The organism is Pseudomonas sp. NBB, from assembly GCF_032701105.1.
Lineage (GTDB): Bacteria > Pseudomonadota > Gammaproteobacteria > Pseudomonadales > Pseudomonadaceae > Aquipseudomonas > Aquipseudomonas asiatica.
This window is the reverse complement of the sequence record NZ_CP103994.1, coordinates 4441272-4456452: the sequence shown is the minus strand read 5'-3', so window position 1 is coordinate 4456452 and position 15181 is coordinate 4441272. Positions and strand designations below refer to the sequence as shown.

Annotated in this window: 14 protein-coding genes; 7 read left to right on the top strand and 7 right to left on the bottom strand. The window is 61.6% G+C overall.

From position 1 onward, the window contains the following. Positions 1-9: 9 nt before the first annotated feature. The 3 genes from NY023_RS20640 to NY023_RS20630 are packed head-to-tail and all read left to right on the top strand — an operon-like array spanning position 10 to position 2386. A complete protein-coding gene (locus NY023_RS20640) occupies positions 10-789 on the top strand; it encodes a 5-oxoprolinase subunit PxpA (RefSeq protein WP_013973752.1) in 780 nt (259 codons plus the stop codon). After that, entirely contained in the window at positions 786-1472 is a 687-nt protein-coding gene (pxpB, locus tag NY023_RS20635; RefSeq protein WP_013973751.1) for a 5-oxoprolinase subunit PxpB, read from the top strand. Before NY023_RS20640 ends, pxpB begins: the two co-directional genes overlap by 4 nt. Beyond that, positions 1469-2386: a biotin-dependent carboxyltransferase family protein gene (locus tag NY023_RS20630; RefSeq protein ID WP_013973750.1), complete on the top strand. Its 918-nt coding sequence runs from the start codon at positions 1469-1471 to the stop codon at positions 2384-2386. Before pxpB ends, NY023_RS20630 begins: the two co-directional genes overlap by 4 nt. Positions 2387-2500: 114 nt before the next feature. Here the strand turns inward: NY023_RS20630 and NY023_RS20625 are convergent, their stop codons facing one another. From NY023_RS20625 to NY023_RS20615, 3 genes are all read right to left on the bottom strand, one after another. Continuing rightward, the gene (locus NY023_RS20625; RefSeq protein ID WP_013973749.1) at positions 2501-3679 is read right to left on the bottom strand and encodes a vWA domain-containing protein; all 1179 of its coding nucleotides are present in this window, start codon (positions 3677-3679) and stop codon (positions 2501-2503) included. A 13-nt stretch (positions 3680-3692) separates the two neighbouring features. Continuing rightward, the gene (locus tag NY023_RS20620) at positions 3693-4538 is read right to left on the bottom strand and encodes an AAA family ATPase (RefSeq protein WP_013973748.1); all 846 of its coding nucleotides are present in this window, start codon (positions 4536-4538) and stop codon (positions 3693-3695) included. Between the two features lie 229 nt (positions 4539-4767). After that, positions 4768-5841 carry a DUF748 domain-containing protein gene (locus tag NY023_RS20615; protein WP_013973747.1) on the bottom strand — a complete coding sequence of 358 codons (1074 nt, stop codon included), beginning with the start codon at positions 5839-5841 and terminating at the stop codon, positions 4768-4770. A 134-nt stretch (positions 5842-5975) separates the two neighbouring features. Between NY023_RS20615 and cysK the strand changes: the two genes are divergently transcribed. After that, positions 5976-6950, top strand: coding sequence for a cysteine synthase A (cysK, locus tag NY023_RS20610; protein WP_013973746.1), 975 nt, complete (start codon positions 5976-5978; stop codon positions 6948-6950). A gap of 172 nt (positions 6951-7122) precedes the next feature. Further along, positions 7123-8058, top strand: coding sequence for an aspartyl/asparaginyl beta-hydroxylase domain-containing protein (locus NY023_RS20605; protein WP_013973745.1), 936 nt, complete (start codon positions 7123-7125; stop codon positions 8056-8058). 245 nt (positions 8059-8303) lie between these two features. Here NY023_RS20605 and NY023_RS20600 read toward each other — a convergent pair whose 3' ends face one another. Continuing rightward, positions 8304-9956 (bottom strand): cyclic peptide export ABC transporter, encoded by a 1653-nt coding sequence (locus tag NY023_RS20600; protein ID WP_013973744.1) that lies wholly within the window; start codon positions 9954-9956, stop codon positions 8304-8306. Between the two features lie 33 nt (positions 9957-9989). After that, a complete protein-coding gene (gene azu, locus NY023_RS20595; protein WP_024087574.1) occupies positions 9990-10439 on the bottom strand; it encodes an azurin in 450 nt (149 codons plus the stop codon). Positions 10440-10620: 181 nt separating this feature from the next. Between azu and NY023_RS20590 the strand changes: the two genes are divergently transcribed. Then, positions 10621-11604, top strand: a complete 984-nt coding sequence (locus tag NY023_RS20590; RefSeq protein WP_013973742.1) for a TauD/TfdA family dioxygenase — start codon at positions 10621-10623, stop codon at positions 11602-11604. 465 nt (positions 11605-12069) lie between these two features. Next, positions 12070-12330, top strand: a complete 261-nt coding sequence (locus NY023_RS20585; RefSeq protein ID WP_015271332.1) for a DUF3077 domain-containing protein — start codon at positions 12070-12072, stop codon at positions 12328-12330. 333 nt (positions 12331-12663) lie between these two features. Here the strand turns inward: NY023_RS20585 and NY023_RS20580 are convergent, their stop codons facing one another. Continuing rightward, complete coding sequence (locus NY023_RS20580; RefSeq protein WP_013973740.1) at positions 12664-13041, bottom strand: hypothetical protein; 378 nt, start codon at positions 13039-13041, stop codon at positions 12664-12666. After that, on the bottom strand, positions 13034-14596 hold the full coding sequence (locus NY023_RS20575) for a PAAR domain-containing protein (protein WP_013973739.1): 1563 nt from the start codon (positions 14594-14596) through the stop codon (positions 13034-13036). Before NY023_RS20575 ends, NY023_RS20580 begins: the two co-directional genes overlap by 8 nt. Between the last annotated feature and the right edge of the window lie 585 nt (positions 14597-15181).

Here is a 15181-nt window from a genome sequence, read left to right as displayed (position 1 = left end):
GGTAGGCATATGAACAACGACAACGGAGGCCGTGCAGTGGAACGCCTGCTACTCAATTGCGACATGGGCGAGAGCTTTGGCAGCTGGCGCATGGGCCTGGATGCCGAGGTCATGCCCTACATCGATTGCGCCAACATCGCCTGCGGTTACCACGCCGGTGACCCCGGCATCATGCGCCGGACCGTGGCCCTGGCGCTGGAGCACGGGGTGACCATCGGCGCGCACCCGGCCTACCCGGACCTGGTCGGCTTCGGCCGCCGCTCCATGGCCTGCAGCCCGGAGGAAATCCGCGACCTGCTGCATTACCAGATCGGTGCGCTGGACGGTATCTGCAAAGTGTTGGGCGGCCACGTGGCCTACGTGAAACCCCATGGTGCGCTGTACAACGACATGATGGCCGACCCGCTCAAGCTGCGCACCGTACTGGAGGCTGTGGCGGCCTATGGCGCAGAACTGCCGCTGATGCTGATGGCCACCGCCGACAACCGCGCCGCCCAGGCCCTGGGTGATGAGATTGGCGTGCCGCTGTGGTTCGAAGCATTCGCCGATCGCGCCTACACCGCCAGCGGCCATCTGGTGTCGCGTCGCCTGCCCGGCGCGGTGCACCACGACCCGGCACTGGTGGTGGAGCAGGCCGTGCGCCTGGCCCGCGGCGATACGCTCGTCGCGGACGATGGCAGTGCACTGAGGCTTGCGGCCAGTACCCTGTGCGTACACGGTGACAACGACAGTTCGGTGGCGGCTGTGCGGCAGATTCGCCAGGCTCTCGATGCCCTGGAGTCGCGATGAAACACCGTATTGAAGTCGTGGCCATCGACAGCCTGATGGTGCGCCTGTTCGACTCCATCAATGAGGGCAACATGCCGTGGATGCTTGCCGCCAGCCAGCGCTTGCACGCGACGTTCGGCAAGCACTTGCTGGACCTGGTGCCGTCCTACACCACGCTGATGGTGCAGTTCGACCTGCCGCCGGGGGAGGCGAGGGCGCTGATCATCCGAGCGCTGGAAGGCTTGCAGCCAGACACGGGCAGCGGTGGCCGCCGCCATGAGATCCCGGTGTGGTACGACGCCAGCGTCGGCCCGGAGCTGCCGGTGTTGGCGGCCCGCAGTGGCTTGAGTGAAGCAGAGGTGGTCCGCTTGCACAGCGAGCGCGAGTACCCCGTGTTCGCCCTGGGTTTCGCCCCCGGTTTCGGTTTCATGGGTCTGGTGGACGAACGCCTGGCCAGCCCGCGCCTTAGCACCCCGCGCAAGCGCGTGGCGGCCGGCAGCGTCGGCATTGCCGAGCGCCAGACGGCGGCCTATCCAGCGGTATCGCCGGGTGGCTGGAACCTGATCGGGCGTACCCCGGTGCGCCTGTTCGACCGTGAACGCGAGGGCTACAGCCTGTTGCAACCCGGTGACCGGGTGCGCTTCGTGCCGGTTTCGCGCAACGAGTTCGTGGCGTTGGGCGGTGATGTGGAGGCACAAGCATGAAGCAGTTGAAGATCGAGGCCAGTACTCCGCTGTGCCAATTGCAGGATGCCGGGCGCTTTGGCGTACGCCATTTGGGCGTGACCCAGGGCGGGGCGCTGGACTGGGTGGCGATGCACTGGGCCAACTGGCTGCTGGGCAACCCGTTGGCGGCGCCGGTGGTCGAGGTGGCGCTAGGTGGTTTCTGTTTAGTCGCCGAGCAGGATTGTGTGCTGGCCCTGGCCGGTGCCGACCTGGATGCCCGTGTCGATGATCAGCCGCTGGCGCCCTGGCGCAGCTTTGCGTTGGTCAAGGGCCAGCGGTTGACCCTGAAGCAGCCGAAGCAGGGCGTACGAGCGTATCTGGCGGCGCCTGGCGGGTTCCTCGGCGAGGATGTGCTGGGCAGTTGTGCCACCGTTGTGCGGGAAGAACTTGGCGGTATCGATGGTCAGGGTTCTGCGCTTGGCAAAGGCCACGTTCTGGCATTCTCAGGCACTTCGCCGACCCTGCGTGAGGTACCCGAAGCGCTGCGGCCAGAGTACCCACAAAAGCCAGTGCTTGACCTGGTGATCGGCGCACAGATCGGTGACTTCAGCGGTACCAGCCTGTTCGAGGCGTTCAACCGCGAGTGGACGTTGGACAGCCGTGCCGACCGCATGGGCATCCGCCTGCTGGGGCCGCAGCTGGTCTACCAGGGCGCGCCGATGATTTCCGAGGGGATTCCGCTGGGGGCGGTGCAGGTGCCGCCGGATGGGCAACCGATCGTGTTGCTCAATGACCGGCAGACCATTGGCGGTTATCCGCGGCTGGGGGCATTGACGCCGCTGGCGCTGGCGCAACTGGCGCAGTGCATGCCGGGGGCGGTGGTGCGGTTCAGGGCGGTGGTGCAGGATGAGGCGTGGCGGGAGCAGCAGGCTTACCTGGACCGTTGGCGATAAGGCAGCCGGCCTCTTCGCGGGTAAACCCGCTCCCACAGGTACCCCACAGGCCTCAAGGCTTGCGCAATACCTGTGGGAGCGGGTTTACCCGCGAAGAGGCCGGTACCGGCAACATCACTTGGACAAGTAACGCATCCCTTCCTCCAACCCCTGCAAGGTCAGCGGGTACATCTTGTCTTCGATCAAGTCCCGCACCAGGTGGGTCGATGCGGTGTAGTCCCAGGCCTGCTTCGGGTACGGGTTGATCCAGATGATCTTCCTGAATTTCTCCATGAAACGCTGCATCCACACATAACCGGCTTCTTCGTTCCAGTGCTCCACGCTGCCGCCCGGCTGGGTAATTTCGTAGGGCGCCATGGCCGCATCGCCAACGAACACAACCTTGTAGTCATCGCCGTACTTGTGCAGCAGGTCGAAGGTGGAATAGCGCTCCGAGGTGCGGCGCAGGTTGTTTTTCCACACCGACTCGTACACGAAGTTGTGGAAGTAGTAGTACTCCAGGTGTTTGAACTCGGTCTTGCACGCCGAGAACAGTTCTTCGCAGACCTTGACGTGGGCGTCCATCGAACCACCGATGTCGAACAGCAACAGCAGCTTCACCGTGTTGCGCCGCTCGGGGCGCATCTGGATGTTCAGCAGCCCGGCATCCCGCGCGGTGTGGTCGATGGTGCCGTCGATGTCCAGCTCTTCGGCGGCGCCTTCACGGGCGAACTTGCGCAGACGGCGCAAGGCCAGCTTGATGTTGCGCGTGCCCAGCTCCACCTGGTCGTCCAGGTTCTTGTATTCGCGCTGGTCCCACACCTTCACCGCCTTGCCTTGGCGCTTGCCGGCCTCGCCCACGCGGATGCCCTCGGGATTGAAGCCGCCCGAGCCGAACGGGCTGGTGCCGCCGGTGCCGATCCACTTGTTGCCGCCAGCGTGACGCTCCTTCTGCTCTTCGAGGCGCTTCTTGAACTCCTCGATCAGCTTGTCCAGGCCACCCAGCGACTGGATCTGCGCGCGTTCCTCGTCGGTCAGCGAACGCTCGAATTCCTTGCGCAGCCAGTCTTCGGGGATCAACGCCTCGATGTGCCGGTCCAGGTTCTCCAGGCCTTTGAAGTAGGCGGCGAAGGCACGGTCGAACTTGTCGAAGTGGCGCTCATCCTTCACCAGGATGGCGCGGGCGAGGTAGTAGAACTCGTCCATGTCGGCGAACACCACGCGCTTTTGCAGGGCCTGGTGCAGGTCGAGCAGTTCGCGTACCGACACCGGCACCTTGGCCGCGCGCATTTCATTGAACAGGTTGAGCAGCATGGCCCGGCTCCTGTCAGCGGTTGCCGCGCCGGCTCATGAAGGCCAGGCGCTCGAGCAGTTGTACGTCCTGCTCGTTCTTCACCAGCGCGCCGGCCAGCGGTGGAATGGCCTTGGTCGGGTCGCGTTCGCGCAGCACCGCTTCACCGATGTTGTCGGCCATCAGCAGCTTGAGCCAATCGACCAGTTCGGAGGTGGACGGCTTTTTCTTTAGGCCTGGTACCTTGCGCACGTCGAAGAACACGTCAAGCGCCTCGCTGACCAGCGACTGGCTGATGTTCGGGTAGTGCACGTCGACAATCTGCTGCAGGGTGGTGCGGTCGGGGAAAGCGATGTAGTGGAAGAAGCAGCGGCGCAGGAAGGCGTCCGGCAGCTCCTTTTCGTTGTTGGAGGTGATGATGATGATCGGGCGCTGCCTGGCCTTGATGGTCTCGTCGATTTCGTAGACGTAGAACTCCATCTTGTCGAGCTCTTGCAGCAGGTCGTTGGGGAACTCGATGTCAGCCTTGTCGATTTCGTCGATCAGCAGGATGACCCGTTCCTCGGCCTCGAAGGCCTCCCACAACTTGCCCTTTTTCAGGTAATTGCGCACATCGTGGACCTTGTCCACGCCCAACTGTGAGTCCCGCAGGCGGCTGACCGCGTCGTACTCGTAGAGGCCCTGGTGGGCCTTGGTGGTGGACTTGATGTGCCAGGTGATCAGGCGCGCACCGAACGAGGCCGCCAACTGCTCGGCAAGCATGGTCTTGCCGGTGCCGGGTTCGCCCTTGACCAGCAAGGGGCGTTCGAGGGTGATGGCCGCGTTTACCGCCAGTTTCAGGTCGTCTGTGGCGACGTAGTCGCGGGTGCCTTCGAACTTCATGGGTCTGTCCTCTGCTGGAAGCCTGCACCGGCCCTTTCGCGGGTAAACCCGCTCCCACAGTTACCCCACCTTTTCTGAGGTTTGTGGAATACCTGTGGGAGCGGGTTTACCCGCGAAGAGGCCAGCACAGGCAGCACATATTTTCGATTTGTCACCGACTATAACGCGGGGTTCGCCGACTGGAAACGCAGACCAGGTATTCAGTCCCTGAATGCCCCGTCACTCGATCCTAGTCGGAATCCGGCGCATCACGCTCATACCGCGCATTGAACGCCTCGATGAACCCGTTGCGCAGTATCTGCAGAAACGCCTCGAAGGCGCTGATATCCTGTTTGTGCACGCTGCCGCTGAGCTCTACCCGGGTCGCGAACTGGTTCTTCGGCTGGTTCTTCAATACCGTCTCGGTTGCACCTACCAGCGCTTCCCAGACCGAGCGGAAGAAGCCTTTGTCCTTCTCCTGCACATCCTGCTGCCAGTCGAACACATCCACATCCCGCAATAGTGGCTTGATGTACCCGTTCAATCGCCCGTTGGTCGCCTCGGCCTCTATCACCACATCGCCGTGCCCGGCATTGAAATCGAACTTGCCGTAGGCGCTGGCGAAGTCATTGAGCTTGCGCAGCTCGATACCCGTGGCGCGCAGGCGGAACTCGAAGTCGTCGAAATCGCTGAACGGGTCGAAGGTGGCGCGACTTTCCACCTTGGCATCGCCTACGATCAGCGCCGTGCCATCGAAGCTGGCATCACGTCGGCCCTTTTCGTCACGAATGTTGGTGAGGTTGCGAATACTGGCATCGAGCTGAGTGGCCTTGAGGTTGACTGGTGGTTTGGAGTTGAAGTTGCGGAAAGTCAGCACGCCGTTGTCGATGCGAACCTCGTTCAGGGTGATCGGCAGCAGTTTTTCCAGTTGCTGGCGCCAGTCGGTGCCCTGACCGGTCTGCGAGTTCTGTTTGTTGCCGCCATCGACGAAGTTGAGTTCCGGCCGGTCGAATATTACTTCGGCAACCACTGCGCGGTCGTACCAAAGGGCGTGCCAGCTCACCGACAGGTCGATCAGCGGTGCATCGAGAAACGGTACCGGCACCTTGCCGGTGGTCTTGACGATTTTCAGCCCGTTGATCTGGTATGCACCGCGCCACCAGGCCAGGTCCACATCGGCCACCTGGCCACGGTAGTCGCCCATGTCGGCCAGTTTGTCATTGAGGTAGTCGCGCACCAGATAGGGCAGGGCCAGGTGCAGCGCCAGCAACAGCACGATCAGGCTGGCCAGGCCGATCAACGGCCAGCGATAACGGGCTCTCATCGAAGTGTCTCCAACGCAGGATATGCGGTTGACCGCAACGAGTCCGCGTGAGTTCGAACAGGCTTTACGGGCCACCGGTGCGGGCTTACCCTTGAGGTCTTTCCCTGCTTTTTTTCATGCCAAGGACCCCTGCCATGAGCCGTATCTTTGCAGACAACGCCCATTCCATCGGTAACACGCCGCTGGTGCAGATCAACCGCATTGCCCCGCGCGGCGTGACCATCCTGGCCAAGATCGAAGGGCGTAACCCGGGCTATTCGGTCAAATGCCGCATCGGCGCGAACATGGTCTGGGACGCCGAAAGCAGCGGCAAGCTCAAGCCGGGCATGACCATCGTCGAACCGACCTCGGGCAACACCGGCATCGGCCTGGCCTTCGTCGCCGCAGCCCGTGGCTACAAACTGATGCTGACCATGCCCGCGTCCATGAGCCTGGAGCGCCGCAAGGTGCTGAAGGCTCTGGGCGCCGAGCTGGTGCTGACCGACCCGGCCAAGGGCATGAAGGGCGCCATCGAGAAGGCCAACGAAATCGTCGCCTCCGACCCGGCCCAGTACTTCCTGCCGGGCCAGTTCGAAAACCCGGCCAACCCGGCGATCCACGAAAAAACCACCGGCCCGGAAATCTGGAACGACACCGACGGCGCGGTCGACGTGCTGGTGGCAGGGGTCGGCACCGGCGGCACCATCACCGGTGTTTCGCGCTACATCAAGCATACGCAGGGCAAGGCGATCCTGTCGGTGGCAGTGGAGCCAGTGGCCTCGCCGCTTATCAGCCAGACCCTGGCCGGCGAAGAGCTCAAGCCCAGCCCGCACAAGATCCAGGGCATCGGCGCCGGCTTCGTGCCGAAGAACCTCGACCTGTCGATCGTCGACCAGGTGGAAACGGTGACCGACGAAGAGTCCAAGGCCATGGCCATCCGCCTGATGCAGGAAGAGGGCATCCTCTGTGGCATTTCCTGTGGTGCGGCGATGGCAGCGGCCGTGCGCCTGGCCGAAAAGCCGGAAATGCAGGGTAAGACCATCGTCGTGATTCTGCCGGACTCCGGCGAGCGCTACCTGTCGAGCATGCTGTTCAGCGACATGTTCAGCGAGCAGGAAAACCAGCAGTAATGGCCTTGCCGCTGATCCGGCGCAACGTTTGGCGGCTTGGTTTATTGCAAAATCTTCATGATTGAGTTGCCGCCCAGGCTGTTTTTACCCCGGCGGCATCAGTTTATGATGGCAGGATGATTTATCGGAGAGCAGGGCGAATGGCCCTGTTTCTTCCTCAAGGAGTGAAAGCATGACCTTTTCCTTTGCAGCCAAGGCGGGTGTCTTGCTGGTGTTTTTTGGCAGCGTGCTGTTCGTGCACCTGCGCGGCAAGGCTCGCTTGCCGGTGTTGCGCCAGTTCGTCAACCATTCGGCGCTGTTCGCCCCTTATAACAGCCTGATGTACCTGTTTTCCGGCGTACCGTCCAAACCCTACCTGGACCGTCAGCGCTTCCCCGAGCTGGACGTGCTGAAGGACAACTGGCAGGAAATCCGCGAAGAGGCCATGCGCCTGTTCGACGAGGGTTACATCCGCGCCGCCGAGAAGGATAACGACGCCGGCTTCGGTTCGTTCTTCAAGAAAGGCTGGAAGCGCTTTTACCTGAAGTGGTACGACAAACCGTTGCCTTCTGCCGAAACCCTGTGCCCGCGCACCGTCGAGCTGGTCAGCAGCATCCCAAACGTCAAGGGTGCGATGTTCGCCCTGCTGCCCGGCGGCAGCCACCTGAACCCGCACCGCGACCCGTTCGCCGGCTCCCTGCGCTACCACCTGGGCCTGTCCACCCCCAACTCCGATGCTTGCCGCATCTACGTCGATGGCGAGGAATATGCCTGGCGTGACGGCGAGGACGTGATGTTCGATGAAACCTACGTGCACTGGGTAAAGAACGAGACCGACGTTACCCGGGTTATCCTGTTCTGCGACATCGAACGCCCGCTGAGCAGCCCGCTGATGACTCGCATCAACCGCAAGGTCAGCGCCTTCCTCGGCCGTGCCACCGCGCCGCAGAACACTGATGACGAGCGCGTTGGCGGGATCAACCAGGCCTACGCCTGGAGCAAGCGCTTCAGCAACCGGATCAGTAGCCAGGTCAAGCAGTTCAAGCGCGCCAACCCCAAGGCCTACCGCGTGCTGCGGCCGGTGCTGGCGGCGGTGGTGGTGTACCTGTTGTATCACTGGCTGTTCTGATTTCTGCCTGTTGGGGCTGCCTTGCAGCCCATCGCGACACAAGGCCGCTCCTACAGCTACCGCGCCACTCCCTGGAATTGCGCAGAACCTGTGGGAGCGGCCTTGTGTCGCGATAGGGGCGCAAAGCGCCCCCCGGCGTCCTCTCAGGAAACCACTCTGGTTCGGTGTTTATAGGGAATTATAGACAGACTATAGAGCGATTATAGATTGTGGTTGATGAGGGGCGCGCAGCCCCCTTTGCTGCCTCAAGCCGGCTCCAACGCCTCCACCACTTTCCCCCGGCTAAGGTGCACCACCTTGTCCGCCGTATCGAAATACCGGTCATCATGCGAAATCACGATGATGGTCTTGCCCAAACGCTTCAGGTCCGGCAGCAGCTCGGTGTAGAACACCCGGCGGAAGGTCGGGTCCTGGTCCGCCGCCCATTCGTCGAACACCAGCACCGGCCGCCCGTCCAGCCAGGCATTGACCAGTGCCAGGCGCTTGCGCTGGCCGGTCGACAGGTCGGTGGTGGTAAAGGCACCATCGCGCACGCTCACCTTGTGGGCGATCTCCAGCCGCTCCAGGTAGCGCGTGGCATCGCTGGGCAGGCTGTGTTCATGCTCGGGCAGGTCGTCGAACAGGTAGTAGTCGGCGAACACCGTGGTGAACAGCTGGCGATAGTCATCCAGCCCCTCCGGGCCGACGGCCTTGCCGTTCAGGCGCACTTCGCCGCGTTGCGGGGTGTACAGGCCCAGCAGCAGCTTGATCAGCGAAGTCTTGCCGCAGCCGTTCTCACCGACGATGAACAGGATCTCGCCCGGTTCGATGCTCAGGTTCACCGGCCCGACGCGGAACGGCTCGTTGCCGTCCACCGGCGGGTAGGCGTACTCGACGTTGTGCAGTTCCAGATGCGCGCTGGCCGGGGCGGCGCGCTTGACCGGCGGCTCCAGCAGCAGGTGCGGCTCGGGCGAGGAGAAGCGCTCGGACAGGTCGGCAATGCGCCGGAACGCCACCTGGGCGCGGCCGAGGATAGGCAGGTTGCCGATCAAGGTTTCCAGCGGGCCTTTCATGTACAGCAGCACCAGCACGAAGCCGCTCATCACCGCCGGGTCGTTGCTCGGCCATAGCGATTGCAGGGCCAGGGTCAGGCCGATGACCACGAAGAACAGCATCGACCCCAGGCTCTTGGCCGCGACGAAGATGTTGATGGCGCGGATATGGGTGTTGGCGATGAAGTCGGCGGTGCCCTGGATGTTGCGGGTCAGCATGGCATGGCGGCGGCGGCGGTCGATGCGCAGCTCCTTGGCGCCCTCGGCGATGGCCGAGTAGTGCTTCTGCAGGTTGTCTTCGGCATCGCGGGCGGCGTTGAAGCCGGCCACCCCTTTTTGCCTGGCCACGTACTGAATGCCACTGCCGATGCCGATGGCTGCCAGGGTGATGAGGAATATCGGCCACGACAGCCAGGCCAGGTAGGCCATGCAGCCAGTCACGGTGGTGAGCGAGATGGCCAGCGGGGCGAAGGCGAAGGCAAAGTCGCTGATGGTGTCGACGTCCCGGGTCAGCACCGGGATCAGGCGATGGGTGCGGTAGCGCTCGATCTGCTCGATCGGCGCCGACAGCACCTTGGCGCCGAGGTCCTTGCGCAGCCTGGCGATGACTTTCTGCCCAACGTAGTTGGTGCCGCTGTCGGCCGCCACGCTGCTGACCAGGGCCAGCACGCACAGGCCGGCGAAGGCCAGGATCACGCCCTGGCTCATGCCGCCAGCGGCATGCAGGCCCTGGTTGACGGTGGCCAGCAGGGCGGTCACGGCCAGGCCGCCGAGCATGCCCAGCAGCACCGAGACGATTACCGCCGGGCGGTAGGGTTTCAGTAGGCCCAGCAATTCGCGGATGGCCCCGGGGGAGGAGGTTTTCATGAAGCATGATCTCGCTGGTGAGGTGGGGGCGGGTCAGCTGCCGAGGGTCAGGGAGCCTTTCATCAAGGTGCTGTGGAACGGGAACGAGCAGTAGAAGCTGTACGCGGTACCTGCCTTCAGCGATCGGGTGTCGAGGCTGACGCTGTCTGTTTCACCGCCGCCGATCAGGCGGGTGTGGGCGAGCACCCGGGTGTCGCCGGGCTTCAGGTAGTCCAGGGCCTCGCCGGCTTTCTGGCCGTCGTCGAGCACGCCTTGCATGTCGGCCTGGGTACTCAGCACCCAGTTGTGGCCCATCACGTTCTTCGGCATGTCGCCAGGGTGGGTGAGCGTGACGGTGAACACGGCGCAGGCCTTGGGCACGATGATGGCGGCCTTGTCGAAGGTCATCTGGTCGGTGCCATGGATTTCCACGGCGCATTGCTGCGCCGACCAGGCGGCAGGGGCCACGGCGAGCAGGGCGAGGAGCAGAAGCTGGCGAGTCATGTACGGTTCCTGGGCGATAGAAGGGTGCACATCGTTCAGACGAACCGGCGCGCGCCGGCTTTACCTGTGCGTGCGGCCCAGGTGAATTTCCCTGGCGCCCGCTCGTTCATTAAGTCAGGCGCCGACATGGCGCACATCCCGATTTCGCCGCCTATGCGGCCCTGGCCTGAGGTGACCGGACATGAGTGAACTGCTGAGCTTTGCGATCGAACCCCTGGACGCTGCACGCGGCAACCTGCCACTGCTGGTGCGCGCGCCGGAGCCGGGCATCGACCTGCTGGAAGCCTTTGCCGAGTTGCAGCCGCTGGTGGACCGGCACCTGCTGCAGGCTGGCGGCATCCTGTTTCGCGGCTTCGAGGTGGGTGGTGCCGAAGCTTTCCGCCAGTTCGCCGCTTCTTTCGGTCACCCGCTGCTCAACTACGAGTTTGGCTCCACCCCGCGCAGCAACGTGACCAAGGGCGTGTACACCTCCACCGAGTACCCGGCGCACCAGAGCATCCCCCTGCACAACGAGCAGGCCTACACCCTGGAATGGCCGATGAAGATCTGGTTCTACAGCGTGATCCCCGCCGAGACCGGTGGCGAGACGCCGATTGCCGACAGCCGCGAGGTGTACCGGCGCATGCCGGCGCGCATTCGTGAGCGGCTGGTGGAGAAGGGGCTGATGTACGTGCGCAACTACGGCAACGGCCTTGATGTGGAATGGTCGCAGGTGTTCAACACTGAGGACCCGCGCCAGGTCGAGGCCTATTGCCGGGCGCATGCCATCGAGTGCATCTGGAAGGATGACGGCGAATTGCGCACCCGCCAGCGCTGCCAGGTGGTGGCGCGCCACCCGGTGACCGGGGAGGACGTGTGGTTCAACCAGGCGCACCTGTTCCATGTGTCGAACCTGCAGCCAGAAGTGCGCGAGTCGTTGATGGACATCGTCGAGGAAGAGGACCTGCCGCGTAACGTGTACTACGGCGACGGTACGACCATCGAGGATTCGCTGCTCGATGAAGTGCGCGGGGTGCTGGATGAATGCACCATCAGCTTTCCTTGGCTGGAGAATGATGTGCTGATGCTGGATAACATGCTCGCGGCGCATGCGCGGTCGCCGTTTACCGGCAAGCGCAAGGTGGTGGTGGCGATGGCGCAGGGGCATTCCGAGTTGTTGCGCTGACAGTTCTCAAGGTGCTGCAAGGCCCCTGTGGGAGCGGCCTTGCGTCGCGATGCGCCGTGCGGGCGGCGCTCGATCTCACAGGTGCTGAAGCTGTCATGGCGAACACCTGTCAGCCCAGATGCCTTCCCAACCCATGCCCCTGCAACCTACAAGAATTCCAGACTCTTCCTACGCCTCGGGACTGGCAACTCCACCCCCTGCGAAATACCCTACAACCTCTGTCGACACGCGTCTGATTGTTCCTGCAAATCTCCCACTCTAGGCTTTGCCCGTCGCTGACGGTTCAGCGATCGGGTGTGGAAACCTGCAGCAAGCATTTCAGGTTATGTCGTTCATGGCGGCTGTACCCGGGAGGCCTCGTGCCTACCGAGTTTCTCTGAATGCACTCGGGTTTCCACCCCGTGTACAGCCGCCACCCTTCGTGTGGAAACGGAAGAGGCGGTCAACGAGCATTCAGGAAAACCCATGACAGACGAAACCAAAACCACCCCCGGCGTTACCTACTTCTACCAAGGCGAAGGCCAAACCCATCCGCTGTTCCGTATCGCTGAGGGCATCCCCTGCCGCAGCGCCCGCGAGCAAGCCTCGGAACTGATGGGCTATGCACGCGACTTGTCACTGACCGGCTTGATGGATGGCGATCAGCAGATGCTCTGGGCTTCGCATTACTTCGCAGCCATGGCCAAGGCGCTGCTGGATGATGCCGAGTTGGGTTTGCTGCGCTGATCCTTGTATTGGCTGGGCTAGCCCTTTCGCGGCTAAAGCCGCTCCTACAGGGATTGTGCATGCCTCAGGGTATGCACAACTCCTGTGGGAATGGGTTCATCTGGGGCAGGTTCCAGCAGGCAAGGTTTGGCTGATCGAGTTATTTCGTGAATGGTGCGTAACCTGACAAGAATCCAAAGAGCGCGGCCATAGGCATCCAGCAAGCAATTAACCACATAACATTTGCCCAAGTTATTTGTGAATTTTGCAGCCCGCAAGCATCACCTTCGCAGACATTGACTACCTACTGTTTGGCGAACTCTCAGATGGTGTGTTGCGTTGTCTCTGTTGTGGCTAAATAATGAAGTAGTTTATGACTAGCCAAGTGAATCCGGTTGTGCTTAACCATGATGCGATAACTATTTTGGTTTTCAATGGCTTGGGGAATTGCTCATAATCTTCTTTGTCAAGTAGGCCTCTGCGAATACTTGAGATTGGGAAAGTGATGGCGCCTGCTACCATGAAAATCACCAGCATTCTTGAACGTATGCCTTTCTCTCCCCAAAGGGTTATGGCGTATGAAAGACATGGGCTTCGGTGAAGTGCTGTGACCATTTGTTTATATTGCTGAGAAATTGCAATGTGAAAGTCCATTGCAAGTGCGGTCAAGCCGAGGCAGAAAGGTGAGGCTACTATAAATAGCCTTAATTTTATGTCCAGATGATCAATCATCTTGAAAGGCCTCGAAGATTACTTCACCTAATTCTTCGCCGCCGCCCATGCCTGCAATGCCCTCGACGATGGTGCCCGCTTGTCCACATAGCGGGCAGGGTGTAGTCGGCTCGCCTTGTAGCAGCCAGTTGCGGCCATGCACACGGCCCCTGGCTTGGCTGGCAATGCAGATGGCGCCTGTGGTGGTTTCGTCACCGTCCATGCCAGCTACGCTCCCGGCGTACGAACTAGCGCCTACGACTGCAATGGCGCATGCTGCTCCACTTATGGGCCCAAGGCTCACGCAGGCAAAGCCTGCTATCGCTTTTCCAGCTACTCCCGCAGCGGCACCTACTGCTAGTCCTCCTGAAAAGTTGCCTACCTCAGTGAATCTTATTTTTCTGCATGATTGAGAATTGCCTGATCTACATACCTCTTGAGTTTTCAGCCAAGACGATCCACCACCGATCGCCAGCCCTACATATCCACCTTTTTTTAGGTAGTTAGATAAACGTGTCAACTTGTCCAGATGCGTTGAATATCCAGGGATGCCCCCGGGTGCTCCAGCCTTGCTCCAGTGATGTACTAGGCTTTTTGAGGAAATGCCTAAGTCGCCCCGTAATCTGTCATGGCTTCCGAGGTTCATGTGCTTGTTAAGAAAGCCCATCTTCAGTTGCGCATCCAATTGTCCGAGTAGCTTTCTACGTTCAGCAAAAAATTCCGGACTACGTAGATGTCCATGCTTGGAAAACTGATGCTGATGCAGCTCTTCGATCTTGCGCAACGTCGCGCTAAGATCATCTAGCGCCTGAGCCATCATGGCGCCGCTCACTCCCATTGCCAAGCTGGTACTGCTCAACAAACCTGCTATTTCAGGCAAGTGACGCATCATGAAGTCAGCTTCTTCCGGCGTGAGATCTGCCAAGTCCTCTCGCGCCTGTTTGGCCGCACTCATCACATATTGCTCTTCACGGGTGCAGGTCGGGCGACTGTAACCATCGCCAATGACAAAGATCTCGCCCGCCTTGAACCCCTGCTGATAGGTCGGGTTCAGCCGCTCCAGAATTGACCGAGGCAGGTTGGCCTGCGGCGCGCCCAGCTCTGCCAGGACTTCCTGGTATGACATGCAGCGCGGAACGATGTAGAAGCCGGGCTCCATGCCTTGAGGAGTGGGCGAGGGCTGAACCACCTCAGGCTGATAGGTACTTCTTATCGGGTTACCCGTCTGGGCCTGTGCTGGTGCCTCACGAACAGGCTCAGATGCGGGTGCCCCGCGCGAAGCCGGAGGTGCGTACCCACTTGCAACCAGGCGATTGCTGCCCTGTGGGCACCCACATTGCACCAGTGCTCCGTCCAGAGCCGTGGGAATACCATCCTGTCGCCAGCGGACTTCGCCCTCGACGATGGTGCCCGCTTGTCCACATAGCGGGCAGGGTGTGGTCGGGTCGCCTTGAAGTAGCCAGTCGCGGCCATGCACACGGCCCCTGGCTTGGCTGGCAATGCAGATGGCGCCTGTGGTGGTTTCGTCGCCGTCCAGGCCTTGGTATCGGCCGAAGATGTTCATGCGCATGCTCATGGCTCGCCTCTTTTTCAGGTGGAAGCCAGGAACCTAGCAGGCGGTTGGCGGGTATTTTCGGGGTGGTGGGGGTTTAGGAAGGGTCCTACAAGGAATAGAGATTTGGACTACGTCATTTTATTGATGGCAATGCCGGCCTCTTCGCGGGCATGCCCGCTCTCATAGAACAACACATAAATCATTGATTTAGCAGGGCTCTGTGGGAGCGGGCGTGTCGAGGCGTCGAACCGCCGCGAACACCGGTGGAGCCGGTGCTATACACCGCGTTGGCAGCTTCGCGGTACTGACAAAGCCTGTCTGTTGCTTGTACCGGCCTCTTCGCAGCACAAGGCTGCTCCTACAACGGACGCGTCAGGCGAGCGATATTTGTTCTCTGCGCGACAGCACAGCCCAAAAGGGCTGGGCAATCTCCCACGGGGGTAGCGTCCCGTCCTGGCTGGCGCCATTCCTGTAGCGGTTATGGCCTTGCTCAGAGACCTTGAAACCTGCGCGGTCGGTGTGGGAGCGGGTTTACCCGCGAACACCGGCGCAGCCGGTGCCAGCCACCGCGTCGCCTGATTCGCGGGCACGCCCGCTCCCACAGGG